This is a genomic window from Billgrantia hypersalina, from assembly GCF_052584175.1.
In genome coordinates, this window is sequence record NZ_JBMIQI010000003.1 from 1 (window position 1) to 25,881 (window position 25,881).

Here is a 25,881-nt window from a genome sequence, read left to right on the forward strand (position 1 = left end):
CCTGAGCCCCGTACAATACAGGACTCAGGCCTTGGGCACCGGCTGAATGAACCGTCCAACTATTGGGGGTCAGTTCACAAGCGTCGGCCCGTTCGTTTGGCGTTCGACCGGCCTCAGCCGATCTTGCGCTCGACCTTGTCGATCCGCCCTTCCAGGCTCTGGTCCTTGTCGGTGGCCGTCGCGATACGGATCGCACTGTCCACCCGCGGCGCGCCGCGTTCGTGCAGCACCTCGTGACAGCGCTGGACGACCCGCATCACGTCCTCCCAAGCCCCTTCCAGATTGGTACCATGGGCGTGCAGGCGATACTTGAGCCCAGCCTCCTCGATCACCTCCTCGCAAGCCGCGATGTGCGAAGATAGCGAAGCGCCGGCACCGATCGGCGTCACATTGACATCGGCAACCACATGCATTCTCAATCCTCCTGACCGACCTAGGGGAGTTCCTATCCGAAACCTAGTGTCGCCCAGGCCATACTTCAAACCGAAGCCGAGTAAAAGTGAGTTCAAACGTCACCATGGCATCGCCTCATCCCGACTATTCCCTGCTCTGCCGCCAGCTCGAGGCCCTGCTCGACCACCGCGACTGGCTAATCAACAGCGCCCAGACGTGCGCGTTCATCATGCATCAGGTGCCCGAGCTCAACTGGGCGGGGTTCTACCTGCAGCGCCAGCCTGAGCGGCTCACGCTAGGCCCCTTCCAGGGCAAGCCCGCCTGCAACCCGATTCCGTTCCACAAGGGCGTGTGTGGTGCTGCCGCGCGGAATCGCCGGACCCAGCGCATCGACGACGTGCATGCCATCGCGGATCATATTGCCTGCGATGCTGCCTCGAATGCCGAGCTGGTGGTGCCGATCTTGAAGGAAGGCAAGCTATGGGGCGTGCTGGACCTGGATAGCCCCCAACCCAAGCGCTTCGACGCGGCCGATCAAGCCGGAATCGAGGCCCTCGTCAGGGTTTTCGTTGACCGTACCGACCTGCCCGATTTCCTGGCAGGGTACTGACGCGCCAAAGCAGAACGCCCCGGGGCGCTTGGGCCGCGGGGCGTTCCTGGCATTCTGGTAGGACCAAGCGGATTTGAACCGCTGACCTCCACGATGTCAACGTGGCGCTCTAACCAACTGAGCTATGGTCCTGAAAAGGGGGAAAGCTGGTAGGACCAGGCGGATTTGAACCGCCGACCTCCACGATGTCAACGTGGCGCTCTAACCAACTGAGCTATGGTCCTGCTTCCGGCTTTCTGCAGCCCCTGAAGAGGCTGAAAGATTGCCGTTGCCACCCAATCTGCGCTGCGGCAACGGATGCATATCTTACCGATATCGCTGCCTTTTGCAAGCTTCAAGCATCGCTTTTTACCCGCTCCACCGCCTCGAGCCAGCCTTGGTAAAGTCGCTCGCGCTCGGTTTCCGGCATGCCGGGCATGAAGCTGCGTTCACAGCGCCAGAGACCGGCGATTTCATCGAGGCCGCCGTACCAACCGAAGCGCAGCCCCGCCATGTACGCCGCACCCAGCGCCGTCGTCTCGAGCACCGTGGGTCGGTCGACCTGAACCCCCAGCATGTCGGCCAGGAACTGGACCAGCCAGCTGTTGGCCACCATGCCGCCATCGACCCGAAGCGTCCCCGGCGGCACACCCATGTCATCGCTCATGCATGCCTGCAGGTCGCGTGTCTGGTAGCACACCGCCTGCAACCCGGCCGCCACGATCTCTGCAATGCCGGTATCGCGGGTCAGGCCGAAGATCGCCCCTCTCGCCTTGGGGTCCCAGTGCGGGGCTCCCAGGCCGGTGAAGGCTGGAACCAGATAGACGCTGTGTCCATCACGGGTCTGCCTGGCCAGCGCCTCGGTCTCGGCTGCCTCCTTGAACAGCTTGAGCCCGTCGCGTAGCCACTGCACGGCGGCGCCGGCCACGAAGATACTCCCTTCCAGGGCGTAGGTGGGCTTGCCATCCAAGCGGTAGGCCACGGTGGTCAGCAGGCGGTTGCGCGATTCCGCCGGCTTGTCGCCGGTATTGACGATCATGAAGCAGCCGGTACCGTAGGTGCTCTTGCCCATGCCCGGTTCGAAGCAGGCCTGCCCCACCAATGCGGCCTGCTGGTCGCCCACCACACCACCGATGGGTAATTCGCCGCCCAGCCACTGGGCGTCGCAGGTACCGTAGTCGTCGCTGCTGTCGCGCACCTCCGGCAACAGGCTGCGCGGGATGTCAAGCAGCGCCAGCAGCTCGTCGTCCCACTGCTGGGTATGTATGTTGAACAGCATAGTGCGTGAGGCGTTGGTGGCGTCGGTCGCGTGGACACGCCCACCGGTCAGCCGCCATATCAGGAAGCTGTCCACCGTGCCGAAGGCTAGCTCGCCGCGCTCGGCTCGCTCCCGAGCGCCTTCCACGTTATCCAGCAGCCATACCAATTTGGTCGCCGAGAAATAGGGGTCGATCAGTAGACCCGTTCGCGACCTGACCCGCTCGATGTGGCCCTGGTCGCGTAGGTTCCGACACAGCTCGGCGGTTCGCCGATCCTGCCAGACGATAGCGTTGTAGACCGGCTGGCCCGTCGCACGGTCCCAAAGAAGCGCCGTTTCACGCTGGTTGGTGATTCCTACGCCGGCAATATCGGAGAGAGACACACCAGGTTGCTGCAGTGCCTCCCGAGCCGTCTCGAGCACCGTGTCCCAGATGTCCTGGGGGTCGTGCTCGATCCAGCCGTCGCGAGGAAAATGCTGGGGGAACTCCCGCTGCGCTACACGGATGACATGGCCGCCACGGTCGAAAAGAATGGTGCGTGAGCTGGTGGTGCCCTGGTCGATGGCAAGGAGGTAATCGGCCATGATGCTTCCTGTCGTTGTATGTTCGTTTATGATCATCAAGAGTACTTGAGAATGTTCGCAATGCTTTACGACTTTCGTAGAATGCATTGCCGATCAGCTGCCGCAGCCGGGCCGAATCGCTTACACTCGCGTGATCGAAAGGGAGCCGTCATGAACCAGCAACAACGACAAGATGCCATCGTTGACCTGGTGCGTCGCCAGGGTTATGCCAGCATCGAGCAGCTGACAGAACATTTCTCCGTTACGCCTCAGACCATCCGCCGCGACCTCAACGCCCTGGCGGAAGAAGGCATGATCCGACGTGTGCACGGCGGGGCGGGGCTGGAATCCAGCACCGTCAACACGGCCTACAGCACGCGCAAGAACCTCAACCTCGAGGCCAAGCGACGCATCGCCACCCTGGTGGCCAGCCACATCCCCGATCACGCCTCGCTGTTCATCAACATCGGCACCAGCAACGAAGTCGTGGCGGAAGCGCTGCTCGACCATCAGGGACTCGAGGTGATCACGAACAACCTCAACGTGGCGGCGATCCTCCAGCACAAGGAAGACTTCAACGTCATTATCGCCGGAGGCCAGGTCCGCTCGCGAGACGGGGGTATCATCGGCGAGGCGACCATCGATTTCATCAACCAATTCAAGGTGGACTACGGCATCATCGGCATCAGCGGCATCGACGAGGACGGCTCGTTGCTCGAGTTCGATTATCAGGAGGCGCGCGTGGCGCAGGCCATCATCCGCAACTCCCGTCAGGTCTATCTCACCGCCGACCACTCGAAGTTTCACCGCAACCCCGTCGTGCGCCAAGGCAACATCGCCCAACTCAATGCACTTTTCACTGACCGCCAGCCCCCCGAGCGCATCGTCCATCTCATGCAGGTCAACGAGGTCGCCCTGCATATCGCCTGAACCAACGACCCGCCTATGACGCCGACTGCGAAAGTCGGCACCGTTACCTCACGCCTCTTGATGTTCGATTTCGATTGCTCTATGTTCGTTTTCAAACATCCCTTGTTTGACGCACCAGCGCCCCTGCTGGTCGGCGGATCGGAGCCACTCTCCCTATGGCGCAGACGTCTCTTCAGCTCCTCGACATGTACATCATCGGCGGCGGCATCAACGGCACCGGCATCGCCAACGATGCCGCAGGGCGCGGCCTCAAGGTCGGCCTCTGCGAACAGGGCGACCTGGCCGGTGCCACCTCGTCGGCCAGCAGCAAGCTCATACACGGCGGCCTGCGCTACCTTGAACATCGCGAATTTCGGCTCGTCGGCGAGGCGCTGCGAGAACGCGAGATCCTGCTGAAGAAGGCACCGCACATCATTTGGCCGCTGCGTTTCATCCTGCCCCACCGCTCGCACCTGCGCCCGGCCTGGATGATTCGCACCGGCCTGTTCCTCTACGATCACCTGGGTAAACGCAAGGAACTTCCCGGCTCACGCAGCGTTCGGTTCGGTTCTGATTCGCCACTGAAAGAGGAAATGGTGCGCGGTTTCGAATATTCGGATTGCTGGGTAGATGATGCGCGGCTGGTCGTGCTCAATGCGATCCAGGCGCGCGAGAGCGATGCAGAGATCCTGGTGCGCACCCGCTGTGTCGGGGCGAAGGAGGAAAACGGTACCTGGCGCATCGAACTGGAGGACGTACGTAGCGGCAAGCGCTTCGAGCGCCGGGCCCGGACGCTCGTCAATGCAGCCGGCCCCTGGGTCGAACGAGTCGTTCGCGAACAGGCCGCACGCGACTCGCGCTATTGCATCCGCATGATCCAGGGCAGTCACCTGATCGTGCCGAGACTCAACGCCGACGAGCGAGCCTACATCCTGCAGAACAGCGATCGCCGCATCGTCTTCGTCCTGCCATATGAAGACGACTTCAGCCTGGTCGGCACCACGGATCGTCGCTATCAGGGCGATCCGGCCAAGGTCGTCGTCAGCGAGGAGGAGATCGACTATCTGCTCGGCGTGGTCAATTCGCACTTCCGGCGACAGCTCGACCGCAGCGACGTGATCTCTAGCTTTGCGGGCGTACGCCCGCTGTGCGATGACGAATCCGCCGATCCCTCTGCCATGACCCGCGACTACACCCTGTCGCTGGACAATGAAGGCGCCCCGCTGCTGTCGGTGTTCGGCGGCAAGATCACCACCTACCGCAAGCTGGCGGAAGCCGCCTTGAACCAATTGGCCCCAGCCCTGCCCGGCATGGGCCCGAGCTGGACGGCCGATGCCGCACTGCCAGGCGGCGAGATCGGCAACCAGAAGGATTTCATGGCGCATTTGCTGCAGCAGTATCCGTGGCTGGGCGAAGCGCGAGCACGTCGTTTCGCACGCAGCTACGGCAACCTGTGCCTGCGCTTTCTCAAGGGCGCCGTGGAGGAAGCGGACCTGGGCGAGCACTTCGGCGCCGGCCTTACCGCGGCCGAAGTCGATTACCTCATCGACCATGAGTGGGCCTCAAGCGTCGAGGACATCCTATGGCGGCGTACCAAGCTTGGCCTGCGCCTGACGCCGCGCCAGGTGACGACCCTGCAACGGCATGCTGAAAATCGTCGGCAGGGCCTGGCTGCATGAGGCGTTGATCGCTTAGGCTCGGAGAGGGATGTGTCCTTTTAGCCCTTCTCCATCGGACAGGAGCCTATGACCCTCGCTTCAACCACGCTCGGCCTGGCGGTATCCCTACTGGTAGCCGCCACCCTCGTCGCCAAGCTGCCGCTGCGCTGGTGGTGGATCAGGGCATGTGAGTTCCCTCGCTTGCAGCTGGCTTGCGCCGCCTTTCTCACTGCCCTGCTCTCGCTGTTTCTTGAACCACCGTGGCGCTGGATCCTGTTCGGCGCCAGTCTGCTCGTCGTAGTGCTTCAGGCTCGCTTCATCCTTCCCTGGACCCGTCTGTGGCCCGTGCAGGTACAAGCCGCAGAGCCCGGCCAGCAGGAACGCTGCATCACCCTGCTGATCGCCAACGTGCTGACTCCCAATCGCCGGGCACGCCAACTCATCGACATCATACGGCAGCAGAACCCCGACCTCGTGTTGACGCTCGAATCCGACGAGTGGTGGCAAGAGCGGCTCGATCCGGCGCTCGAAAGGGCCTGGCCCCACAGCGTCAAGATCCCGCTGGACAACCTCTACGGCATGCATCTCTATTCCCGGCTGCCATTGGAGAATACCCGGGTCGAGTGGTTGGTCCAGCACGACATCCCCTCGATACACACCGACGTGAGACTCGTCAGCGGCGACAGCGTGACGTTCCACGCCCTGCATCCCCGGCCACCCGCACCCAACGAGAGCGAAGAAACCCTGTGGCGCGATGCCGAACTGTTGCTGGTCGGCAGGGAAATACATCGTCATCCCACCCCCACCATCGTTGCCGGAGATCTCAACGACGTGGCCTGGTCGCGTACCACGCGGCTGTTCTGCCGGATCAGCGGGATGCTCGACCCGCGACGGGGTCGAGGCATGTACAGTACTTTCCATGCAAGTTACCCATTGCTGCGCTGGCCTCTCGACCATATCTTCACCAGCGAGCACTTCACCTTGAAGGCAATGAAGCGTCTGCCGGGCTTCGGCTCGGATCACTTCCCGATTCTGGCGACCCTCTGCTTTCGCCCTTCGCGCAGCGATGAACACGACAACCCCGAGGCCGATGGCGACGAACGGGCCTGGGCACGCAAGACCATCCACGAAGCCCGCGCCAGGGAGCAGCCGCCGTAAAGGCCCCCCTTATTCCGGGATGCCCCCGTAGGTCAGCTGGGCCGGATCGAGCAGGCGCTCGAGTTCCTCGCGGCTCAAGTCGGTCTGTTCCTCGGCCACCTCGATGATCGGCTGACCGGCCTGATAGGCCTGCTTGGCGATGGCTGCAGCCGCATCGTAGCCGATCACCCCATTCAGCGCCGTCACCAGGATCGGATTGCGTGCCAGCGGCTCGGCCAAGCGATCCTCTCGCACGCGGAACGTGGCAATGGCCCGCCCACCCAGCAGCCGTGCCGTGTTGCTCATCAGCTTGATCGAGGTCAACAGATTGTTGGCAATCAACGGCAGCATCACGTTGAGCTGAAAGTTACCGCTCTGCCCCGCCACCGTGATTGCCGTGTCCAGGCCGATCACTTGGGCTGCGGCCTGCGCCGCCGACTCGGGAATCACCGGGTTGACCTTGCCCGGCATGATCGAACTGCCCGGCTGGAGCGCCTCGAGCTCGATTTCGCCGAGCCCGGCCAGAGGACCCGAATTCATCCAACGCAGGTCATTGGCGATTTTCATGATGACGCAGGCGAGCCCCTTGAGCTGGCCCGAGAGTTCCACGGCGGCGTCCTGCGAGCCCAGGCTGGCAAAGAAGCTGTCGTTGGGGGTCAGGGAAAGGCCGGTCTGCTCGCTCAGCTCCCGTGCCATACGCTCGGCAAATTCAGGATGCGCATTGATCCCGGTACCTACCGCCGTACCGCCCTGAGCCAGGCGCGACAGCCGTACCATGGCGCTGTCGATGCGCTCGATCGCCTGTCCGACCTGACTCGACCAGCCGCCCAGCTCCTGCCCCAGGCGCAGCGGCATGGCATCCATCAAGTGCGTGCGCCCGGTCTTCACCACCCGATCCAGCTCGAGAGCCCGCTCATCGATGGTCGCACGCAGCTGCACCAGTGCCGGACGCAATTGCGCAGTGACTTCCAGCGCCGCGGACAGATGAATGGCGGTGGGAATCACATCGTTGCTCGATTGCCCCATGTTGACGTGGTCGTTGGGCCCCACCTTGGGCTCGCCACGGCTGGCCAGATGGGCAATGACCTCGTTGACGTTCATGTTGCTCGAGGTTCCCGAGCCGGTCTGGAATACATCCACGGGGAATTGGTCGTCGTGCTTGCCGTCGACAATCTCCCGGGCGGCCGCCACGATGGCCTCTGCACGCTCGGCGTCGAGCAGATCAAGGTCGCGATTGACCTTGGCTGCGGCGAGCTTGATGCGGGCGATGGCATGGATGAAGGCCATCGGCATTGCCTGCCCCGACACAGGAAAGTTCTCCACGGCCCGCTGGGTCTGGGCACCATAGCGTGCCTCAGCCGGCACCTGCAGCTCGCCCATGCTGTCGCGCTCGATACGATGGTCGCTCATGTCACTCCCTCGTTTGATGATCCTTCCATCACCATGGTGGCTTATGTCAGGCCGTGCAAGCGGACACCCCTTTGGCATGACGCACTCACGCTCATGTTGATGACAACTATCAAGTTCTTCCTATATCCGCCCTTATCGAGGCGCAATGTGATAACTGTCGTTGCGGCCTGAAAACCCGATTCCCTAAGATCGCCTCGCCTACCCACTCGGGGCGATACAACAAGGGCCCAGCCCGGGCAGAACAATGCGGATGAAACAATGCGGAAGAAACATTTCATGGACTTGACCCATTCCCTGCTGCTTCTGCCACAGGAGCAACTGACACTCGCCAATGCGCACGAAGCGGCCGAACTCCAGCGCTATCGCCGGCTGACGCTCAGCTTCCTGCCGAAAGCGCCGCATACGAGCCGGCTGATGGCCACGCTGGGCTTGCAGAGCGAGAAGCGCCTGGCAACGATTAACGAAGTCGCTCGGCAACTCGATCTGGAGGCCTGCGTGGCAGCATCGCCGAGGGATACAGCGAGTCTGCATAGCCTCCACGGCCATTTCTTCATCATTGACGACACCATGGGAGACCAAGTGATCGAGCAGTCCATACGCGCAGCAGTGGAATCGAAGCACTATTTCGAGTGGTTGCTGAATACCAACGCCACCCCGGAACTGCACCGGCCGTTGGTGAACTTCGTCCGCGAGAAGGATGGGGAATGCCGTGTGTTGCTCGAGTTCTGGGAACAGCAACGCACACAAGGGTTGGCTCGGCAGGCCTGATCGAGCCGCCCGGTCACTGACTCTTCTGCCGCCTGCCGGTAGAAGAGGCCAGTCGTTCGAGACGGCCAATATCGATCAGCTGGTACTCCCGGCCGGAGACGCGAAGCAACCGCTGGGCCTGATAGGCCGCCAAGGTCCTGCCGACGGTTTCCTGGGTCAGGCCCAGATAACTGCCGATATCGCTACGTGACAGGGGAAGACGAAAGTGCCGCGGCGAATAACCCCGACGACGGAAGCAATCCGATACGGCAAGCAGGAAGCGCGCCAGGCGCGCCTCGGCCGTACGACCCAGCAATTGGTGCAGGTTCAATCGCTCCTCGTGCATGGTGCGGCTGATACAACATTGCAGGCGCCAGCGCAGCTTGGGCATTTTGTGGCCGAGCGCCTCGAGCCGATCGAAGGGAAGCAGACACAGTGTCGCGGTTTCCAGCGCGGTAACGCTGCCGGCATAACGGCCCAGGCCGATGGCATCGCAGCCGATGAGATCCCCAGGGAGCCAGATCGCCGTCAGCAGGGTTTCGGCGCCTTCGACCGCCGTCTCCTGCTTGAGGCTGCCGGTGCGCACGGCATACAGGGCCACGAATGGCGCCTCCTGGGAGCAGAGCAACTCGCCCTTTTCCAGTCGTACGGGAGGGTGAACGATATCGTCGAGCAGCGCCACTTCCTCGGGCGGCAGGCCTTGAGGGAGGCACAGCGCATTCAAGTAGCAAGACAGGCAGCCGGATGCCCCGCTTACGCCGCCAAGCACGTCCTTCCCGTGGCTCGACATAGTGCGTCCCTCCTCTCCTGGCCCACACCAGCCAGTATAGGAGTCCGCCACGACGGCGCAGTTTGAGTTGCATCATTCTTCGTTCAGGGCACTGGCACGGGGCGGGCCAACGGACTCATGACGAAAATCATGCTGCACAAAAAATTACATCCACCTAGTGTTAATGCTGCATCGCCGTTGGATGCACCTCCCGGCACAGGGAGGGCACCGCTGAAGGGAGCCAAGCCATGCAACAGACGTCTTGGATGATGTCGGACGTACTCAGCCGCCTCAATGCCAACGCAAGCATGCTATTGATACGCAACCTGTGGGAATACTGCCCCGAGCAGATGTTCATCATTCGTGTCGATGGGCCGGGCAAGTTCGTGGTCGAAGCCATGAATTCCACCCGACAGGTCATGTTCAAGGCGTCGACTTCGGTGATCGGCAAGCCCATCGAGCAACTGCTGCCACAACCCATATGCCAGGCCGTGATTGCCAACCTTAGCCGCTGCGTGGAGACGAAGACTCCCATTCGCTATGAGGAAAGCAGCGGTCATATCGACCGCGACGGGGTTCGACAACGCGAACATTGGCAGACGCTGCTGGTCCCGATCAGCAACCAGGAAGGCGACATAACCCACCTGTTCGGTGTATCTCGCGACCTGGCCATGCTGCCCGAACGGCATGCCGCGGCCCACCCGGACAGCCGTGAACTCGAGCGACGCGTGCATGAGCGAACGGCGGAGCTGGTCGCAGCCAACGAAGAGCTGACCTACCTGGCCACACATGACCACCTGACGGGCACCTACAATCGTCGCTACCTAATGGAACTGGCCGAACTGGAACTCCGGCGTGCCCTTCGCTACAACCAGCCGTTGACGCTGTTGATGATCGATATCGACCACTTCAAGACGATCAACGACTCCCAAGGACACCTCACGGGCGACGATATCCTGCGCTGCGTTGCACGGACGATGCTGGCCACCGTGCGGGAGTGCGACCTGGTGGGCCGCTACGGCGGGGACGAGTTCCTCGTTCTGATGCCCGAAACCACGTCCAGCGGCGCGCTGGAGTTCGCCGAACGCCTGAGCCAGACCCTGCGCCAGACGAACGCCTTGACCATCAGCGTCGGCATCGCCGGCCTGGGACCGGACGACGGTTTCGTCGTCGACCTGATCCATCGCGCCGATGCCCTGCTGCTGCAGGCCAAGCGCAACGGCAGGAATCGTATCGAATTAATTGCCTAGTGACGCTACGCAGGCTTACCAAAACCATGTTGCAGTGCAAAAACAACTCTGCTACGTTGCGCTGCAGCAGAACGGGTTTCCCGTTCGTCATCATACTGTGAAACCCGGAGGTTACCCTCATGATGAAGGCATTCAGCTTCGACACCCAACCCTTTGAGGCCATGCTGCTCAGCCCCGCTCGCGCCTACGCAGCCCTGAGCATCGATTACACCGAAAAGCTCCTCGGCGCCCAGCTGGAATCCGCCAAGACTTACGTCGACACCAGCCTGGCCCAGGCCCGGGTTCTGCTTGACGTGCGCGATGCCGACGGCCTGCGCAGCTATGTCGAAGGCCAGCAGCAATTCGCCAAGGACGTAACCGAGCGCCTCAAGGGTGATGCCGAGAAAGTCGTCTCGCTGCACCAGGACTTCTTCAAGCAGAGTCAGAAACTCGCCGAGAGCAGCCTGAAGCAGGCACAGCAGGCTTCCTCCGGGCAAGCTGCGAAGGCGTAACGCGACGACGCTACCGTCTGCGCAAGGCCCGCTGAACACGTTTCGGCGGGCCTTTTCTTTTTCGGCCTGACATCAGCCTTCCTTCACGTTTATGCTCGTTATGCAGGGGCATGACATTGAGGACGCAAGCGAATGAAAGCCTGGATACCCCTAGTTTTGCTGGGATTGACCCTTGCCGGCTGCCAGATGATGGAACCGGGACCACCCCCTGAGCGCATCGAAGTCATCGAAGCCGGCGAACCGCAGCGCCCCGACAGGGAACGCCCCGGCACGGACCGCCGCGCGGCACCGACAGATCGCGTCGCTCGCCAGGTAGCCTTTCCCGCTGGCGAGTATGCCGAACTGCCGAAGTCCGGTAGCGCCGCCATTTCCGGCAGGCTGAGCCTGAACGGCAGCCCCGGCGCAGGGGAGACCGTTTCCGTGGCTCCCGTCACCACCTATTCGGCCGAAGCCGCCGAACACGCCCTCGCCGGCCGGGCCGTCGAGCCGGCCGATCCGCGCGCTCGCGAGTACACCCACACGACCCGTACCGACGGAAATGGTCAATTCTCGTTGCAAGGCCTTCCGGCCGGGGAGTTCTATGTCTCGGGAAGCATGGTCAACCCTGCCAACGGGCAGCGCCAGGTCCTGCTGCGCCAGGTCACGCTACGCAACGGTCAGCGCATCGACGTCAACCTGAGCCGGTAAAGGCAGTGGTTACCAGCCCAGCGCCTGCTTGACGAAGGGGATGGTCAGCTTGCGCTGAGCGGAGAGCGATGCTCGGTCGAGCACGGCGAGCTCCTCGAACAGCTCGTCGAGGCGCCGAGGCCCGCGGTGGAGGATGTAGCGCGCCACCTCCTCGGGCAGCTGCATCCCGCGGATCCGGGCCCGCAACTGCAGGGCCTGCAGCCGCTCGCCATCGTCGAGCGACTGCAGGTGAAAGGTCACGCCCCAGGTCAGGCGCGAAGCCAGGTCCGGAAGCTTCACCGGCAGCTGCCGTGGGGCCACGGCGGCAGAGAGTATCAGCCGCTTGCCGGCATCGCGCAGGCGGTTGAAGGCATGGAAGATCCCCTCTTCCCACCGGCGCCGTCCGATCACGGTTTCGACATCGTCGATGGCGACGAGGTCGAGCCGCTCGGCATCCTCCAGCATCAGCGGCGGGAAGTGTCCCAGATCCTCGAGGGGAAGATAGAGCGCGCGTAGATCGCGATCGGAAGCCGCATGACAGGCGGCCTGGAGAAGGTGGCTGCGACCGCTGCCGGGGGCTCCCCACAGGTAGATGAACGGTTCCCCGTCATCGTCGAACTGACGCGACAGGCGATCGACAAGGCCGGCATTGGCTGCCGGCAGGAAACTGTCGAAGGTGGCATCGTCACGCAGGCCCACCCCAAGGGGCAACTGCGCCGGTGCTCGGCTCATGGCATGTCCTCGTCGCGGTGCTGTCGTACGCCGGCATCGTACAGGCTGCTGCGCTTGTAGCGTTCGTGAAGCTCCCGCAAGAGTACCATGATCACCGCGGCCACCGGCAGCGCCAGCAGCACCCCGGTGAAGCCGAACAGGTTGCCGCCGGCGAGTACGGCGAAGATGACCGTTACGGGGTGCAGGCCGATGCGATCCCCCAGCAGCTTGGGCTGCAGTACGATGCTTTCGAGGGCCTGCCCGGTAGCGAACACGGCCACCACGCCTACCAATGCAAGCCAGGTCCCGAACTGGAAGAACGCCACCAGCAGCGCCACGCTGATACCGACGATGAACCCCAGGAACGGCACGATGCTGGCCAACCCGGCAACCAGGCCGATCAGCAGCCCGAAGCGCACGCCGACGAGCGTCAACCCGACGGCATAGATCACGCCCAGCGAGAGCATCACCAGCAATTGACCGCGCAGGAAGGCCGAAAGTACTTCGTCGCAGCGTCGGCTGAGGCGCACCGCATCCGGCTCCCAGCGACGCGGGAGCATCTCGCGCAGGTTGGCCAGCATGCGATCCCAGTCAAGCAGCAGGTAGAAGCCCACCACGGGAATCAGCGCCACGTAGGTCACCCAAGCCAGGAAGACGGCGCTTGAGCGTCCCACCTTGCCCAGGAACTGAGCCAGATAACCGCCGGCATCCTGCCAATGCTGGGCCAGCGCCTGTTGCATGGCATCGATGTCGGCGGTCATGTCCAGCCCTGTCCAGCCGCGTATTTGCGGCGCAAGCGTCAGCTCGACCCAGGCGAAGATGCCGGGAATCATCTGGTCGAATTGGCGAACCTGCTGCAGCAGCAAGGGAATCAGCACCAGCAGCGCCAGCACCAGGAACAAGGTCAATATCAGGAAGACCCCGCATACCGCAAGCAGGCGCGACAGGCCCAAACGCTCCAGGCGGTCGGCCAGGGGATCGGCGAGATATGCCAGGATCATGCCGGCGATGAACGGCATCAATATCGCTTCGAGGCGAAAGAGCAGCCATACCACCGCGACCGCCCCCGCCAGCAACCACCACTCTTTGCGCATCACTCCCCCCTGCGTTCGTCATCCACGGCGATGCGAGCCGTGCGTCGTGATGCTACAATTCCGGCCCGATCTTGCCCACTGCTTCGGCCGACGAGAGCATAGCGCCTCATGGCGGCCAACGGACCATCCACCGCGTTTCTTCGTACAGGACAGGCCATGACCGACTCCACCTCTCCCCATCCCGACAAGGCATCGCTGAGCTACAAGGATGCCGGCGTCGACATCGATGCCGGCAATGCCCTGGTCGACCGTATCAAGGGCGTCGCGAAGCGCACCATGCGCCCCGAGGTGATGGGCGGGCTGGGTGGCTTCGGCGCCCTGTGCGAACTCCCTGCCGGCTACCGCGAGCCGGTGCTGGTCTCGGGCACCGATGGCGTTGGCACCAAGCTGCGCCTGGCCATGGACCTGGGCCGTCACGATTCCATCGGCATCGACCTGGTCGCCATGTGCGTCAACGACCTGGTGGTGGCCGGCGCCGAGCCACTGTTTTTCCTCGACTACTATGCCACGGGCAAGCTCGATGTGGACATCGCCGCCGACGTGGTGGCCGGCATCGGCGAGGGCTGCGAGCGCGCCGGCTGCGCATTGGTGGGCGGCGAGACCGCCGAGATGCCCGGCATGTACGAAGGCAGCGACTACGACTTGGCCGGTTTCTGCGTCGGGGTAGTGGAAAAGTCCGAGATACTCGACGGCAGCAAGGTCGGCGAAGGTGACGTGCTGCTGGGCATCGCCTCCAGCGGGGCACACTCCAACGGCTATTCGCTGATCCGCAAGATCCTCGACGTCAGCGGCGCATCGCTGGACACCGCCATCGACGGACAGCCGCTCGGCGATGCCCTGCTCGCGCCTACCCGCATCTACGTCAAGCCGCTGCTGTCGCTGATCAAGGAGAGCGGCGTGGCCGTGCACGCGCTTTCTCACATTACCGGCGGCGGGTTGTTGGAGAACATCCCACGTGTTCTGCCGGAAGCGCTGGCAGCGCGCATCGACGTCAAGAGCTGGGCTCGCCCCGCGCTTTTCGACTGGCTTCAGGAACAGGGCAACGTAGCGGAGGACGAGATGTATCGGGTCCTCAATTGCGGCATTGGCATGGTCGTCGTCGTTCCTGCCGACCAGGCCGACCGGGCCCGCGCGCACCTGCAGGCCCAGGGTGAAACCGCCTACCGCATCGGTGAGATCATCGCGCGGAACGAGAATGCGGTTGCGGTGCAGCTGGAGAATCTCGAGGCATGAGCGAGACCTACGCCAGTGACACGCTTAACGACATGACCCCAGAGCCCACCGGCGCGCGCCGGATCGTGGTGCTGATCTCCGGCAACGGCAGCAACCTGCAGGCCTTGATCGACGAACAAACTCACGATCGGCTGGGCGGTGAGATCGTCGCCGTCATCTCCAACGTCACGGATGCCTATGGACTGCAGCGCGCCCGCGACGCCGGCATCGACGCCGTGGTGCTGCCGCACGGCGAGTACGATAGCCGCGAGGCCTACGACGGTGCCCTGATCAAGGTCATCGAACGGCATGAACCCGACCTGGTGGTACTGGCCGGTTTCATGCGCATCCTCAGCTCCCGTTTCGTGCAGCGCTTCCACGGGCGCATGCTCAACATCCACCCTTCCCTGCTGCCTGCCTACCGCGGCCTGAACACGCACGCCAAGGCGCTGGCCGACGGCGTGGCAGAACATGGCTGCAGCGTGCACTTCGTCACCGAGGAGCTCGACGGCGGACCGGTGGCGATCCAGGCCGTGGTCAACGTCAGCGAGGGTGAAACCGAGGCCAGCCTGAAGGAGAAGGTGCATGCCCGCGAGCACCTGATCTATCCCATCGCGGTGAAGTGGTTCCTCGAAGGGCGCCTGCGCCTCGATGGCGACGCCGCCGTGCTCGACGGCATGCCGCTCCCCCCCGAGGGGCTGCGCCTTTCCCACGCCGACGCCGCCGAGGAGCTGGACGAAGAGTAGGGTGTCAGGTTCGGGGTAACGTCACCCCCCTTTGCCCCATGTACTTTCCGCCGCGATCCTTGTAGGAGATTTCACATTCCTCGTCCGATTCCAGGAACAGCATCTGCGCCACGCCTTCGTTGGCGTAGATCTTGGCCGGCAGGTTGGTGGTATTGGAAAACTCCAGGGTCACGTGCCCTTCCCACTCCGGCTCCAGCGGCGTGACGTTGACGATGATGCCGCAGCGGGCATAGGTCGACTTGCCCAGGCAGATGGTCAGCACGCTGCGCGGTATACGGAAATATTCCACCGTGCGCGCCAGGGCGAAGGAGTTGGGGGGAATGATGCAGACGTCGCCCTTGATGTCGACGAAGCTCTTCTCGTCGAAGGCCTTGGGGTCGACGACCGCCGAGTGGATATTGGTGAACACCTTGAACTCGTCGGCACAGCGAACATCGTAGCCGTAGCTGGAGGTCCCGTAGGAGATCACCCGCTGATCGTTCACGTAACGCACCTGGTCGGCTTCGAAGGGTTCGATCATGCCTTCCCGCTCGGCCATGCGGCGGATCCAACTGTCGGGCTTGATGCTCATGAGACGTCCTGAGAGAAGTTGTGCCGGATGATGAAGTAGGGCCGCTATCATAGCGGCCCTGAAAGCAGGCGTCACGGTCCGCGACAAACGGGCCGAGGCGGCTGGCGCTCACTCGCTGAACGAGATGCTCGGGCCCTCGTCGGGCGCCTTGCCACTCAACTCATTGGCGATCTGCCGCGCCATGTCGCGGAAGGTACCGGCCACTTCTCCCTCCGGTTCAGCGACGACCGTCGGGCGACCACCATCCACCTGTTCCCGGATCGACAGCGCCAACGGCAGTCTGCCCAGTACGCGAGTCTCGTACTCGCCGGCGATGCGCTCGCCACCCCCTTCACCGAAGATGGGTTCGGCATGGCCGCACTGGGAGCAGACATGCAGGCTCATGTTCTCCACCACGCCCAGTACCGGCACATTCACCTTGCGGAACATCTCGATTCCCTTGCGGGCATCGAGCAGTGCGATGTCCTGCGGTGTCGTGACGATGACGGCGCCGTCCACCGGCACTTTCTGCGCCAGAGTCAATTGAATGTCGCCAGTTCCCGGCGGCATGTCGATGAACAGTACGTCGATGTCCTTCCAGGCGGTCTGGGTCAACAGCTGCTGAAAAGCCCCCGCCACCATGGGGCCACGCCATACCATGGGCTCGCGCGTGTCGACCATGAACGCCATCGACATGGCCTGTACACCATGCATTTCAAGTGGCCTGAACTTGTTCTCTCCCGCCTGTTGGGGCCGTACCCCTTCCGGAACGCCCAGCATTTGAGCCTGGCTCGGGCCGTGGATATCGGCATCGAGGATTCCGACCCGATACCCCTCGGCTACCATGGCCAGCGCCAGGTTGACGGTGACGGTGGACTTTCCCACCCCACCCTTACCAGATGCCACGGCCACGATATGCTTGACCCCTTCGATCACGATGGACTCCTTGTGTTACTTCGTCGGCGTATATGCCCATGCCTTGCTTGACGAGAGTATAACGTGCCTGAGCAAGGTGAACGTTTCCCGCCGCGACCCCAAAGAAACAGCGCTGCGACGGGCTTCAACCCGCCGCAGCGCTGTCTGGCGTCATGGTTCAGCCGCGTTCGTCCTCGGCCTCTGCCTCCTCGGCCTCTGCCTGCTCGGCCTCTTCCTCATCGCTTTCCGGCTCGTCCTGCTCGCCCTGCTGCTGGCTCTGCTCGCCCTGCTGCTGGCTCTGCTCGCCCTGCTGCTGGTTCTGCTGATTCTGCTCGCCCTGCTGGCTTTGCTCGCCCTGCTGCTGGCTTTGCTCGCCCTGCTGCTGGTTCTGCTGATTCTGCTCGCCCTGCTGGCTTTGCTCGCTCTGCTGCTGGCTCTGCTGCTGGCTTTGCTCGCCCTGCTGAGACGACCCGCTCTGCAGATTCAGTTCCGACAGCGCATCACGCCATTGAGCCAGTTGTGCTTCAATCTGCTGCAGCTGTTCACGGCGGCGCTCGACGCGGGCCTCGACTTGCTCGAGTTCGCTGCGTCCCGATTCAAGTTCGCTGGTCAGCTGCTCGTGTTCCTGACGCGCTGATTCCAGTTCAGTCAAGGCGTTGTCACGCTCGTCACGAAGGTCGCCTACCTCACCATCGACCTCGCTGCGCCAGGCTTCCAGGGCTTCTATGTCGCTTTCCAGCGCTTCGATGGTCTGCTGGCGCTCGTCGATGGCCTGGTTGAGTGTATCGAGACGCTCCTCGGCAGTTTCGAGATCATCACGCAACTGGCCCAGTTCGTTGGCGACCTGCTCGCGCTCGGCTTCGGCCTGCTCACGCTCCTCATCGGCTTGCTGCCGGGCTTCCTGGGCTTGCTGTAGACCCTCCTCGGCCTCTTGAAGCGCTGCCTCGGCTTCGTCACGCTGCTGGTCCATTGCCTGGTAGTCGTCACGCATGCCCGTCAGGCGCTCCTCCATCTCGGCTTGCTCGCCCCGTCGCGTCTCGAGATCCCGCTCCAGCTCAGCCTGCTCATCCTGCAGCTCGGCAACGCGGGCCGCAGCCTCGGCGGCGTCGGCTTCGAGCTGCTCGATCTCGCCACGAACGGCCTGCTGCTCTTCTTGCATCGCCGCTTCTACAGACTGGCGCTCTTCCTGCAACTCAGCCAGCTGCGTCTGCTGGGATTCGATATCCTCACCGGCCTGGTTGCGTTCATTGAGTTCCGCCACCAGCTGCTGATTCTCGCCTTCGAGTGCCGTGAGCTGATCTTCCAGCGCAGCGCTGCGTTCACGCTGTTCATTGCCGCTGTTATGGGCAATGATCGCCCATATGATGGCAAGCACGGCCACCACGGCCAATGCCACGACGCGTTTGTCCTTGTAGAGTGGGCTCTCGGGTGTTTCCGACATGGGCAAGACCCTCCTGATGGTCCATTCAAACCGTTGCGGAGAGGCAACGGTCGCTTACGGTTCCTACCTCAGCATACATAGCGATACCTAAACGCGAAAGGAAGTCACGCAACATGCTCCCGTCACCGAACGGGAGGCGGATCGACTCGCCAGCGGGAGAGCCAGGACGCGCCGCGCACGTCGAAACCCAGCTCGCGCAGCCAGCCCGCGACGACGAGGTTCGACTGGTGAAGGGCGGAATAGCGGCGCGAATGGGGAACGAATTCCAGCCCGTACTCCTCGCTTGCAATGGGCTCACTGTCGGCCCTCTCGAAATGCCCGTCCAGACGTCTGCGTAACGCTCTGACCCGCGACGCCTCGGCCTTCAAGGGATAGACGGCCTCCAACCCTTCCGGGGCGAGCCGCCGGAGAGTTTCGCGCGATATCCCCTGGGGGTATGTACCGCGCCCCAACCCGGCATGCGTGGGCCAAAACATCGCCGCGGCTCCTGCGGCCAAGTGGCGACGACCCTCGACGTACCAACGCCAGTCGCCATAGCTGTAGCGCACGTAACCGCCGCCCTCATAGGGCAATACCAGGCTGGAATGACGGCCATGATCGATCAGGAACACGTCGACCGGCTCCGTGAGGGTCGGCGGATCTGGCGGCAGCACACGAGCGGTGCAACCGACCAAGTGCAGCACGATCAGCACGGTCCCCAACCGGCTCAGCAGGCCCCACCGATGCACCATGCTCAGCGTCCTGAGGGTTACATCGATGGGGGACCGCTTCGCCCGCGTAGGCGAGAACGCTGTTTCTAGCGCAAGCCCAGCATGGACAGAATAAACAGCACCACCACGATAAGACCGATGATGTAGATGATATTACGCATGCAGCTCTCCTTGCTGACGTGAGAAATGGCTGAGAAGGCACCTATTGGCCGCCTTCAGCACCAGTGTAGCGAACCTGAGAGATCCGGCCAGTGAAGCGGCCGGCTTGTGGCTACCGTCGAGGAGGAATACCTTACGAGGCAGGATCCCGAAACCGGCACAAGGAGCGGCGCTGCCATGTCCGAGGTACGCAAGTCGCGGCGCGTCATGTTCGTGCTGTTGCCCCGCACGGCTGCCTTTCTGTGGCGCGTACTGAAGGCGTTCCTGCGCAATCGCGGCATCCTGCTGGCCGGCGGCGTCGGCTACAACATCCTGCTCTCTATCGTGCCGCTCTTCGCCCTGCTCGCCGTGCTGCTGACGCGGATCGTGGACGAGAACGTGTTGCTCGACGTCTTCGGCGTACAGCTGGCCCACCTGGCTCCCGCCCATGCCGAGGGTCTGATGGAAGCCGTGCGAACCCTGCTCGAATCGCGAGACGTGATCGGTCTTTTCGGCATACTGACGTTGCTGATCTTCAGCTCCTTCGTCTTTCGCATGCTGGAGGATGCCCTCGCCATCATCTTCCACACTCCCGAGGCTCATCCCAAGCGTAGCGTCTGGGTCTCGGTACTGTTGCCCTACCTGTTCATGCTGGTGCTGGGTGCCGGCCTGGCGGCGCTCACCCTGATGGTGACCCTGGCCGAAGCGATCGGAACCCTCTGGCGGACCGTCCTGGGGCGCGATGTCCCTTTTTCGGGACTCTCCGACCCGCTGCTGAACCTGTTCAGCTTCATTGGCGTCTTCCTGCTCTTCAGCGCCATCTACAAGATCCTGCCGGTGGTCAAGATCGCACTGAAGAGAGCCTTGGTGGGCGGCTTCATTGCGGCACTGCTGTGGGAGGGGGTTCGCTTCCTGCTGATGTTCTATTTCCTCAACGTCTCGTTGGTCAACGTGGTCTACGGCTCACTTGCCACGATCGTCGTGGTGCTTCTGACCCTGGAGGTCGGTGCCATGATCGTGCTGCTCGGCGCCCAGGTGATCGCGGAGCTTGAACACAATGCCCGCCGCGGCCTGCCATGGTACGTCGACCCGAGGCGAGTGCCGGTGACCCATGTGGACTAGCGCTTTATCATTGCCCCCACTGACCACTGCGCTTCATCACCCCCCACTGATGCTTGCGGCGAGAGAACCATTGCCATAACCCACGACAGCGCCACAGCGTATTGAGCTGGCGATAGCCGAAATTCTCCAACACCGCCACGAGGAATAGCCGCAGCATATCCCTGCGCCGCTGATAGACGCGAAACGAAAGGGTTTCCAGCAACAGCCCATTGACCGACAGCAGAACGCCCATGCCGATGGCCACCAGCAGGAAGACCGTGAGCGCCACCGGTGAAATCGACCCCAGGGCAAATCCGCCAATCATGAAGACGTAGCCAGCCACCTCGACCAAGGGCCCGAGCCATTCGAACAGGGCCATGAAAGGCCAGGCCAAGTAACCCGGTGCACCGCCACGGCGGCTTAGAGCCAGACGAGCATGCCGGCTAAGACTCTCGGCCAAGCCTCGCTGCCAGCGGCTGCGCTGTCGTCCCAGCGTGCCCAGGTCCTCCGGCGCTTCGGTCCAGCAGATCGGATCGGGCAGGTAGTGAATGCGATAGGGCAAGCGATTCGCACGGTGGTAGCGATGCAGGCGTACCACGAGCTCCATGTCCTCGCCTACGGTGGAGGTGCTGTAGCCGCCTACGGCCGCCACGCGTTCACGGTCGAACAGGCCGAAGGCGCCGGAGATGATCAACACGGCATTGATCGGGGACCAGCCCAGCCGTCCGAAGAGAAAGGCTCGCAGATATTCGACGATCTGGAAGCGCGCCAAGAGGTTACGGGGGATGCCCGCCTCGAGCAGATAACCGCCGCTGACCCGCGACCCGTTGGCAATACGCACCGTGCCGCCCGCTGCCACGGTGCGCTCATCCTCCATAAAGGGCTGCACAACCCGCAGCAAACTGTCACGCTGTAGGATCGAATCGGCATCCACGGCACAGAACAGGCCGTGACGAGCCGCATTGATACCGGCGTTCAGGGCATCGGCCTTGCCGCCGTTGGCCTTGTCGATGACCTTGAGGTTGGCATGACGACGCGAGCGATAGATGTTGCGTACTTCCTGGTGCGGTACGCTGCGTCGAAGCGGCTCCGGGTGCACCTCGAGCTCGAAAGCATCGATCAGTACCTGCAGTGTCTCGTCCCGGGAACCGTCGTTGACCACTACCAGCTCGAACTCGGGATACTGCAGTTGCAGCAGCGAGAGGATCGAGGTGCGTATCGTCGCCGCTTCGTTATAAGCCGGAACCAATAACGATACGGCAGGCTCCAGGCCTAAATAGGGGGGTTGCTCTCCCAGTTCCGCCCGCTGGCGCATGTAGCGGCGCAAACTGATCATGGAGAGCAGGTTAAGCAGAAGGTAGCCGCCATTGAGCAGCACGAAGTAGCCGATGAATCCCGCCTGTCCCCACCACAGCCAATTGATTGCCATACGTCTCCTCAGCGCGACCTCTCGGCGGCGGCACGGGTCAGCGCATCGAGACCATAGCGATCCGACACCTGATGCCGCCAGGCATCGATACGCTCCGCGGTAGTGCCCGGCAGCGCCACCAATGCATCCGCCGCCGCTTGACGCACCCACCAACTGCTGTCGGCCAGACGCTCCAGCAGCCAGTCAGCGTCGTCCTGTCCAGCCTGACGACGCACCGCGCCCACTGCCGCCAGCCGGACCTGCGGCGAGACGGCGACCAGCCAGCGCAACATCAGAGGCTTGTCGCGCGGATCGCGCTGCTTGCCCAGGCAGTTCAGTGCCGCACAAAGGGCAGCCTCCGCTCCCTCTTGATCCTCCACCTGACCTGCCAGGAAGCGTCGCGCCCACGGTGCCACCCGGGCCGGCTCGGCCCAAGCCAGCAACGCGACAAGGCGCGCCGGCGGGTCTCGACTTTCGCTCAGGCGTGCCAGCAGCGGGTCACTGACCGCCTCCGGCCCTGCCTGACGACATAATGCCTCGAGGCGCGGGATAGCCCAGTCGCGACGCAGCTCGACCTGGGGAATCACTCGCTGCATGGCCCGTCTCGGATTCATCGAAACTAGGGTTCGGGCAGCCGTCAGGGCCACGACCGGATGCGTCGTGTCGACCAAGGGTGTCACTGCCGGCCAGTGATTCTCGTCGGCCAGGTATTGCAGGCAGCTCAGCGCCAGCAGACGGCGGTGGGTGCCGCGGCCGTGCAATAGACGCAATACCCGGCTATCCATCCCAATGCCCGTAAACAGCGCATTGAGGCGCTGGCGCGCACTGCCGCGCATAGGCTGCTGCAGGCGCATCCACAGCAGCATGAACCAGACCTCCTCTCGCCGACCACGCGGCGGCCAGGGCAGCGTGTCTCCATGTTCGATGCTCCATGACGCCAGGCGCGGACGCCAGTCGGCATGAAAAGCTTGGCGACGGCGCTCGCGGCGGCTGGCTAGCTCGGTCAAGACGAGAACCTGCAGCATGATCAACAGCGTCAGCACCGCCAGGGCCATCGCGCTGTAAACCGCGGCCCGCAGCACAGGGTCGTCAGGCAGGGTCGTCAAGACTTGCGCTGCCTGCTGGGGCAACTGTCGAAGAGCCTCGGTTTCAAAAGGCATGTCGCAGGCCCAGCTGGATGCCATAGCGGTCGTAGAGCTCCCCTTGGCTCAACGCCCCTACCTCCCAGGTGACGGCCCACTCGGGTTGGAACCAGTGACGGCCACGCAGGGCGAGCGATTCAACTTCGGTAGTGACGACACGACCGTCGGGCAGGCCCTCCTCTTCGCGGCCAATGGCGGCGCGCATACCCACGACGCTGCGCTCCCCATAGTAGTAATCGAGGGCCAGGGCATGTCCCACCGGCGTGCCGCCCGATGCCACCTTGCTGGCGTTCAGGGTGTAGGCGCCGCGCCAGTTACCCCAGTAGCGTTCCAGGCCCAAGGCCAGCCTATCCACCTGGGACGCCTCGTACCGGGTTCGACGCACGCTGACACTGCCGACATAGCCATCGATGAAGGCGCGTTGCACACGCAGGTCGACGTGCCAGTCGGGCAGGAAGTCAGCGGAGAAATTACGCCCGAACTCCGGCTGAACGACCCATTCTTCTCCCAGCGGAATGGCCAAGCCGGCAAGAAACCCTTCGTCCCAGGTTCGATAACGACGTTCGCGCAGGAACTCACCGTACCAGCCCGCCGCCCCTGGACGAGCCGACTGCAGTTCGAGCCGTTGGGCCAGCCAGTCGTCATAGCCGTTGTCGAGCGTATCGTAGCGCTGCGATACCTCGGCTTCCGTTCGTCGCTCCTGCGACACCGCCGTGAACGGATAAGCACACAACGCCAAAACCGACCCCAGCACGAGCACTCGTCTGGCCGTGCTTTTCGCATCGCCCCTCGCTGACATCAGCGCCTCCTCATGAAGCGACGCAGCCGTGCCAGGAGCTCATCCGGCTGAAAGGGCTTGGTCACGTAGTCGTCGGCACCCAGCTCAAGCGCACGCACCACGTCGGACTCCCGCGCCTTGGCCGTCAGCATGATCACGGGGACGTCCTTCCAGGCAGGAAGCCCGCGTAGACGCTCGAGTACCTCGAGTCCATCATGATAAGGCAGCATGATGTCCAGCAGCGCCAACTCGACCGGGGCGATCTCGGCCAGAAGCTGCATGGCCCGGCGACCGTCGGCTGCATGTTCGACCTCGAAGCCCTGGCGCTCGAGCATGAAGCGGATCAAAAAAGCGATGTCCTCCTCATCCTCCACCATCAGGATTCGGGGCTTGCCTTCGTTCACCGTCATGGATGACCCTCCTCTTGTCTCGCGTGACTTCCTGCACCTGTCAGCGCCGGGAAACGTACTCGAAACTCGCTGCCCTCGCCGGGAACCGATGTGAAGTCGATCTCCCCCTTCATCGCGAGCACCAAGCTACGGGTGATGGATAGTCCCAGGCCGGTTCCGCCGATGCGGCGTCGATCCGAGCTGTCCGCCTGGGCGAAGCGCTCGAATACACGCGGCTGGAACTCCAGCGGGATGCCCTCTCCCCGGTCGCGCACGGCAACTTCCCACCATTGGCGCTCGTCACGCAGCAGCGGGGCAACACTCACCTCGACGCTCGCTCCGCTGGGTGAATGCTTGCAGGCATTGGAAATCAGATTCGCCATCACCTGGGCAAATCGCTGTGGGTCGAGTTCCACATCGCCGGTATCGGAAGCACTCACCAAGCAAAGCCCGATACCGAAGCTCTCGGCATAGGGCGCATTGTCGCCCAGGGCCTGCTTTACGAGGGGCACCAGCTCGACCCGCTGCAGGCGGAACTCCAACTGTCCAGCCTCCAGCTTCTCGATGTCGAGAATGTCATCGATCAGATGAACCAAGCGTTCGCAGTTCTTGTCGGCAACCCCGACCAGCGGCTGGGCATCCTCGGGCAAGTTGCCACCATAACCCTGGCGCAGCATGCCTAGGGCGCCCCTCACGGCGGTGAGTGGTGTTCGCAATTCATGGCTTACGGTAGCGATGAACTCGGCCTTCATGCGCTCGATCTCGCGACGCTCGGTGATGTCGCGTGCAATCACCAGATACTCATCGTCACGGGTCGGCAGCATGCGAACCTCGAACTCGGTGCCGTTGGGGTCGTGCCAGATGAAGCTTTGCAAACCTTCCGCCCCCCGTTCGGATAGGCGTCGGCTCAACTCGTGCGCGAAGGGTTCAGCTACCGGAGACTTCCCCACGAGCCGATGACAGCGCTGGCTGTCGTCGATGAGAAAGAGCTCGTCAGGTACGCTATGAAGCAGCGCCTGCAATCGTGCTTCACGCTGCTCGGCATCGTTCAGTAGCCTACGCCGAATGGTCAGGACGCGATTCAAGGCGCCATAGGCCGCGATGAATAGCGCCGCTACGAGCAGTATTCCGGCGACGCCCACCTGGCGAGCACGGGCAGCCTGTTGCGAGGCGCGCTTGCTCTGCATGGCCAACAACTCACGCTGGGTGTTTTTGAGAGGGTCGAGGATGTCGCGAATCCGGACCATGGTCTGCCGCCCTCCCGCTGCCAGGAGGCGCAGAGCTGCCGCCTCCAAGCCATCGCTCTCGCGTACGGCAATGTTGCTCTCGGCAATCTGCACCCGCCGCGCGATCAATTCCTCCAAAGCGGTGATTTCGCTGCTGGGCAAGCTTCCCTTGGAAGTCAGCTGTTCGAGCAGGTAGTTACGCTCGGCATCGAGGCGCTCGCGCGCTTGTCGGTAAGGAATCAGATAGTCGCTGCGGCCGGTGATGACGAAGCCACGCTCACCGGTTTCCACGTCGAGCAAGGAGAGTTGAAGATCCTGTATCGCGGAGATCAATTCCAGGCCGTCATCGACGGCATCGTTGGCATCGAGCAGGGCCTGCTGCACCCGACCGGCCTGTAGCGCCAAGGCGATCAACAGCAGGAAGGCGAGCAGCGAGGCTAGCCGATGGAGGGCGATAGCGGAAAGATGACGCAAACTAT

26 protein-coding genes and 2 tRNA genes are annotated in these 25,881 nt (G+C 63.0%); 11 read left to right on the top strand and 17 right to left on the bottom strand.

Annotated features, from left to right (window positions below; genetic code table 11):
* Positions 1 to 113: 113 nt before the first annotated feature.
* Positions 114 to 413: an MTH1187 family thiamine-binding protein gene (locus ACOJCM_RS00920; protein WP_445210182.1), complete on the bottom strand. Its 300-nt coding sequence runs from the start codon at positions 411 to 413 to the stop codon at positions 114 to 116.
* Positions 414 to 517: 104 nt separating this feature from the next.
* On the opposite strand from ACOJCM_RS00920, the gene ACOJCM_RS00925 reads away from it, so the two are divergent.
* Positions 518 to 1,003, top strand: a complete 486-nt coding sequence (locus ACOJCM_RS00925) for a GAF domain-containing protein (RefSeq protein ID WP_445210416.1) — start codon at positions 518 to 520, stop codon at positions 1,001 to 1,003.
* Between the two features lie 55 nt (positions 1,004 to 1,058).
* On the opposite strand, the gene ACOJCM_RS00930 is transcribed toward ACOJCM_RS00925, so the two are convergent.
* From ACOJCM_RS00930 to glpK, 3 genes are all read right to left on the bottom strand, one after another.
* Positions 1,059 to 1,135 (bottom strand) — tRNA-Val (locus tag ACOJCM_RS00930).
* Between the two features lie 15 nt (positions 1,136 to 1,150).
* A tRNA-Val gene (locus tag ACOJCM_RS00935) sits at positions 1,151 to 1,227 on the bottom strand.
* A 110-nt stretch (positions 1,228 to 1,337) separates the two neighbouring features.
* Complete coding sequence (gene glpK, locus ACOJCM_RS00940) at positions 1,338 to 2,825, bottom strand: glycerol kinase GlpK (RefSeq protein WP_445210183.1); 1,488 nt, start codon at positions 2,823 to 2,825, stop codon at positions 1,338 to 1,340.
* Between the two features lie 150 nt (positions 2,826 to 2,975).
* Here glpK and ACOJCM_RS00945 point away from each other — a divergent pair, with 150 nt between their 5' ends.
* From ACOJCM_RS00945 to ACOJCM_RS00955, 3 genes are all read left to right on the top strand, one after another.
* Positions 2,976 to 3,734: a DeoR/GlpR family transcriptional regulator gene (locus ACOJCM_RS00945; protein WP_445210184.1), complete on the top strand. Its 759-nt coding sequence runs from the start codon at positions 2,976 to 2,978 to the stop codon at positions 3,732 to 3,734.
* Between the two features lie 155 nt (positions 3,735 to 3,889).
* Positions 3,890 to 5,392 (top strand): glycerol-3-phosphate dehydrogenase, encoded by a 1,503-nt coding sequence (gene glpD, locus ACOJCM_RS00950; protein WP_445210185.1) that lies wholly within the window; start codon positions 3,890 to 3,892, stop codon positions 5,390 to 5,392.
* Positions 5,393 to 5,458: 66 nt separating this feature from the next.
* Positions 5,459 to 6,529, top strand: coding sequence for an endonuclease/exonuclease/phosphatase family protein (locus ACOJCM_RS00955; protein ID WP_445210186.1), 1,071 nt, complete (start codon positions 5,459 to 5,461; stop codon positions 6,527 to 6,529).
* 9 nt (positions 6,530 to 6,538) lie between these two features.
* On the opposite strand, the gene ACOJCM_RS00960 is transcribed toward ACOJCM_RS00955, so the two are convergent.
* Entirely contained in the window at positions 6,539 to 7,918 is a 1,380-nt protein-coding gene (locus ACOJCM_RS00960) for a class II fumarate hydratase (protein WP_445210187.1), read from the bottom strand.
* 276 nt (positions 7,919 to 8,194) lie between these two features.
* On the opposite strand from ACOJCM_RS00960, the gene ACOJCM_RS00965 reads away from it, so the two are divergent.
* Positions 8,195 to 8,686: a hypothetical protein gene (locus ACOJCM_RS00965; RefSeq protein ID WP_445210188.1), complete on the top strand. Its 492-nt coding sequence runs from the start codon at positions 8,195 to 8,197 to the stop codon at positions 8,684 to 8,686.
* A gap of 13 nt (positions 8,687 to 8,699) precedes the next feature.
* On the opposite strand, the gene ACOJCM_RS00970 is transcribed toward ACOJCM_RS00965, so the two are convergent.
* Positions 8,700 to 9,455 carry a helix-turn-helix domain-containing protein gene (locus tag ACOJCM_RS00970; protein WP_445210189.1) on the bottom strand — a complete coding sequence of 252 codons (756 nt, stop codon included), beginning with the start codon at positions 9,453 to 9,455 and terminating at the stop codon, positions 8,700 to 8,702.
* Positions 9,456 to 9,682: 227 nt separating this feature from the next.
* Between ACOJCM_RS00970 and ACOJCM_RS00975 the strand changes: the two genes are divergently transcribed.
* The 3 genes from ACOJCM_RS00975 to ACOJCM_RS00985 all read left to right on the top strand — a co-directional run bounded on the left by ACOJCM_RS00975 (position 9,683) and on the right by ACOJCM_RS00985 (position 11,862).
* Complete coding sequence (locus tag ACOJCM_RS00975; protein ID WP_445210190.1) at positions 9,683 to 10,684, top strand: diguanylate cyclase; 1,002 nt, start codon at positions 9,683 to 9,685, stop codon at positions 10,682 to 10,684.
* 119 nt (positions 10,685 to 10,803) lie between these two features.
* Positions 10,804 to 11,175: a phasin family protein gene (locus ACOJCM_RS00980; RefSeq protein ID WP_445210191.1), complete on the top strand. Its 372-nt coding sequence runs from the start codon at positions 10,804 to 10,806 to the stop codon at positions 11,173 to 11,175.
* Positions 11,176 to 11,307: 132 nt separating this feature from the next.
* Positions 11,308 to 11,862: a carboxypeptidase-like regulatory domain-containing protein gene (locus tag ACOJCM_RS00985; protein WP_445210192.1), complete on the top strand. Its 555-nt coding sequence runs from the start codon at positions 11,308 to 11,310 to the stop codon at positions 11,860 to 11,862.
* Between the two features lie 9 nt (positions 11,863 to 11,871).
* On the opposite strand, the gene hda is transcribed toward ACOJCM_RS00985, so the two are convergent.
* Together hda and ACOJCM_RS00995 are read right to left on the bottom strand one after the other, a co-directional pair.
* A complete protein-coding gene (gene hda / locus ACOJCM_RS00990) occupies positions 11,872 to 12,573 on the bottom strand; it encodes a DnaA regulatory inactivator Hda (RefSeq protein ID WP_445210193.1) in 702 nt (233 codons plus the stop codon).
* Positions 12,570 to 13,646, bottom strand: a complete 1,077-nt coding sequence (locus ACOJCM_RS00995) for an AI-2E family transporter (protein WP_445210194.1) — start codon at positions 13,644 to 13,646, stop codon at positions 12,570 to 12,572. Before ACOJCM_RS00995 ends, hda begins: the two co-directional genes overlap by 4 nt.
* Before the next feature lie 156 nt (positions 13,647 to 13,802).
* Between ACOJCM_RS00995 and purM the strand changes: the two genes are divergently transcribed.
* The gene (gene purM, locus ACOJCM_RS01000; protein WP_445210195.1) at positions 13,803 to 14,879 is read left to right on the top strand and encodes a phosphoribosylformylglycinamidine cyclo-ligase; all 1,077 of its coding nucleotides are present in this window, start codon (positions 13,803 to 13,805) and stop codon (positions 14,877 to 14,879) included.
* Positions 14,876 to 15,604: a phosphoribosylglycinamide formyltransferase gene (purN, locus tag ACOJCM_RS01005; protein ID WP_445210196.1), complete on the top strand. Its 729-nt coding sequence runs from the start codon at positions 14,876 to 14,878 to the stop codon at positions 15,602 to 15,604. The genes purM and purN overlap by 4 nt, the downstream gene beginning before the upstream one ends.
* A 4-nt stretch (positions 15,605 to 15,608) precedes the next feature.
* Here purN and dcd read toward each other — a convergent pair whose 3' ends face one another.
* The 4 genes from dcd to ACOJCM_RS01025 form a co-directional block, all read right to left on the bottom strand.
* On the bottom strand, positions 15,609 to 16,175 hold the full coding sequence (dcd, locus tag ACOJCM_RS01010; protein ID WP_445210197.1) for a dCTP deaminase: 567 nt from the start codon (positions 16,173 to 16,175) through the stop codon (positions 15,609 to 15,611).
* A 108-nt stretch (positions 16,176 to 16,283) separates the two neighbouring features.
* Positions 16,284 to 17,087 carry an iron-sulfur cluster carrier protein ApbC gene (gene apbC, locus ACOJCM_RS01015; RefSeq protein WP_445210417.1) on the bottom strand — a complete coding sequence of 268 codons (804 nt, stop codon included), beginning with the start codon at positions 17,085 to 17,087 and terminating at the stop codon, positions 16,284 to 16,286.
* Positions 17,088 to 17,247: 160 nt separating this feature from the next.
* A complete protein-coding gene (locus ACOJCM_RS01020; protein WP_445210198.1) occupies positions 17,248 to 18,510 on the bottom strand; it encodes a hypothetical protein in 1,263 nt (420 codons plus the stop codon).
* Positions 18,511 to 18,632: 122 nt separating this feature from the next.
* Positions 18,633 to 19,241, bottom strand: a complete 609-nt coding sequence (locus ACOJCM_RS01025; RefSeq protein WP_445210199.1) for a hypothetical protein — start codon at positions 19,239 to 19,241, stop codon at positions 18,633 to 18,635.
* Positions 19,242 to 19,556: 315 nt separating this feature from the next.
* Between ACOJCM_RS01025 and ACOJCM_RS01030 the strand changes: the two genes are divergently transcribed.
* Positions 19,557 to 20,480, top strand: a complete 924-nt coding sequence (locus ACOJCM_RS01030) for a YihY/virulence factor BrkB family protein (protein ID WP_445210200.1) — start codon at positions 19,557 to 19,559, stop codon at positions 20,478 to 20,480.
* Between the two features lie 7 nt (positions 20,481 to 20,487).
* Here ACOJCM_RS01030 and ACOJCM_RS01035 read toward each other — a convergent pair whose 3' ends face one another.
* From ACOJCM_RS01035 to ACOJCM_RS01055, 5 genes are read right to left on the bottom strand one after another with little or no spacing between them, the layout of a single operon-like run.
* Positions 20,488 to 21,888 (bottom strand): glycosyltransferase family 2 protein, encoded by a 1,401-nt coding sequence (locus tag ACOJCM_RS01035; protein WP_445210201.1) that lies wholly within the window; start codon positions 21,886 to 21,888, stop codon positions 20,488 to 20,490.
* An 8-nt stretch (positions 21,889 to 21,896) separates the two neighbouring features.
* Positions 21,897 to 23,027, bottom strand: coding sequence for a HEAT repeat domain-containing protein (locus ACOJCM_RS01040; protein WP_445210202.1), 1,131 nt, complete (start codon positions 23,025 to 23,027; stop codon positions 21,897 to 21,899).
* Entirely contained in the window at positions 23,017 to 23,808 is a 792-nt protein-coding gene (locus tag ACOJCM_RS01045; RefSeq protein WP_445210203.1) for a YaiO family outer membrane beta-barrel protein, read from the bottom strand. The genes ACOJCM_RS01040 and ACOJCM_RS01045 overlap by 11 nt, the downstream gene beginning before the upstream one ends.
* A complete protein-coding gene (locus tag ACOJCM_RS01050) occupies positions 23,808 to 24,197 on the bottom strand; it encodes a response regulator (RefSeq protein ID WP_445210204.1) in 390 nt (129 codons plus the stop codon). The genes ACOJCM_RS01045 and ACOJCM_RS01050 overlap by 1 nt, the downstream gene beginning before the upstream one ends.
* The gene (locus ACOJCM_RS01055) at positions 24,194 to 25,876 is read right to left on the bottom strand and encodes a sensor histidine kinase (RefSeq protein WP_445210205.1); all 1,683 of its coding nucleotides are present in this window, start codon (positions 25,874 to 25,876) and stop codon (positions 24,194 to 24,196) included. The genes ACOJCM_RS01050 and ACOJCM_RS01055 overlap by 4 nt, the downstream gene beginning before the upstream one ends.
* Positions 25,877 to 25,881: the final 5 nt, after the last annotated feature.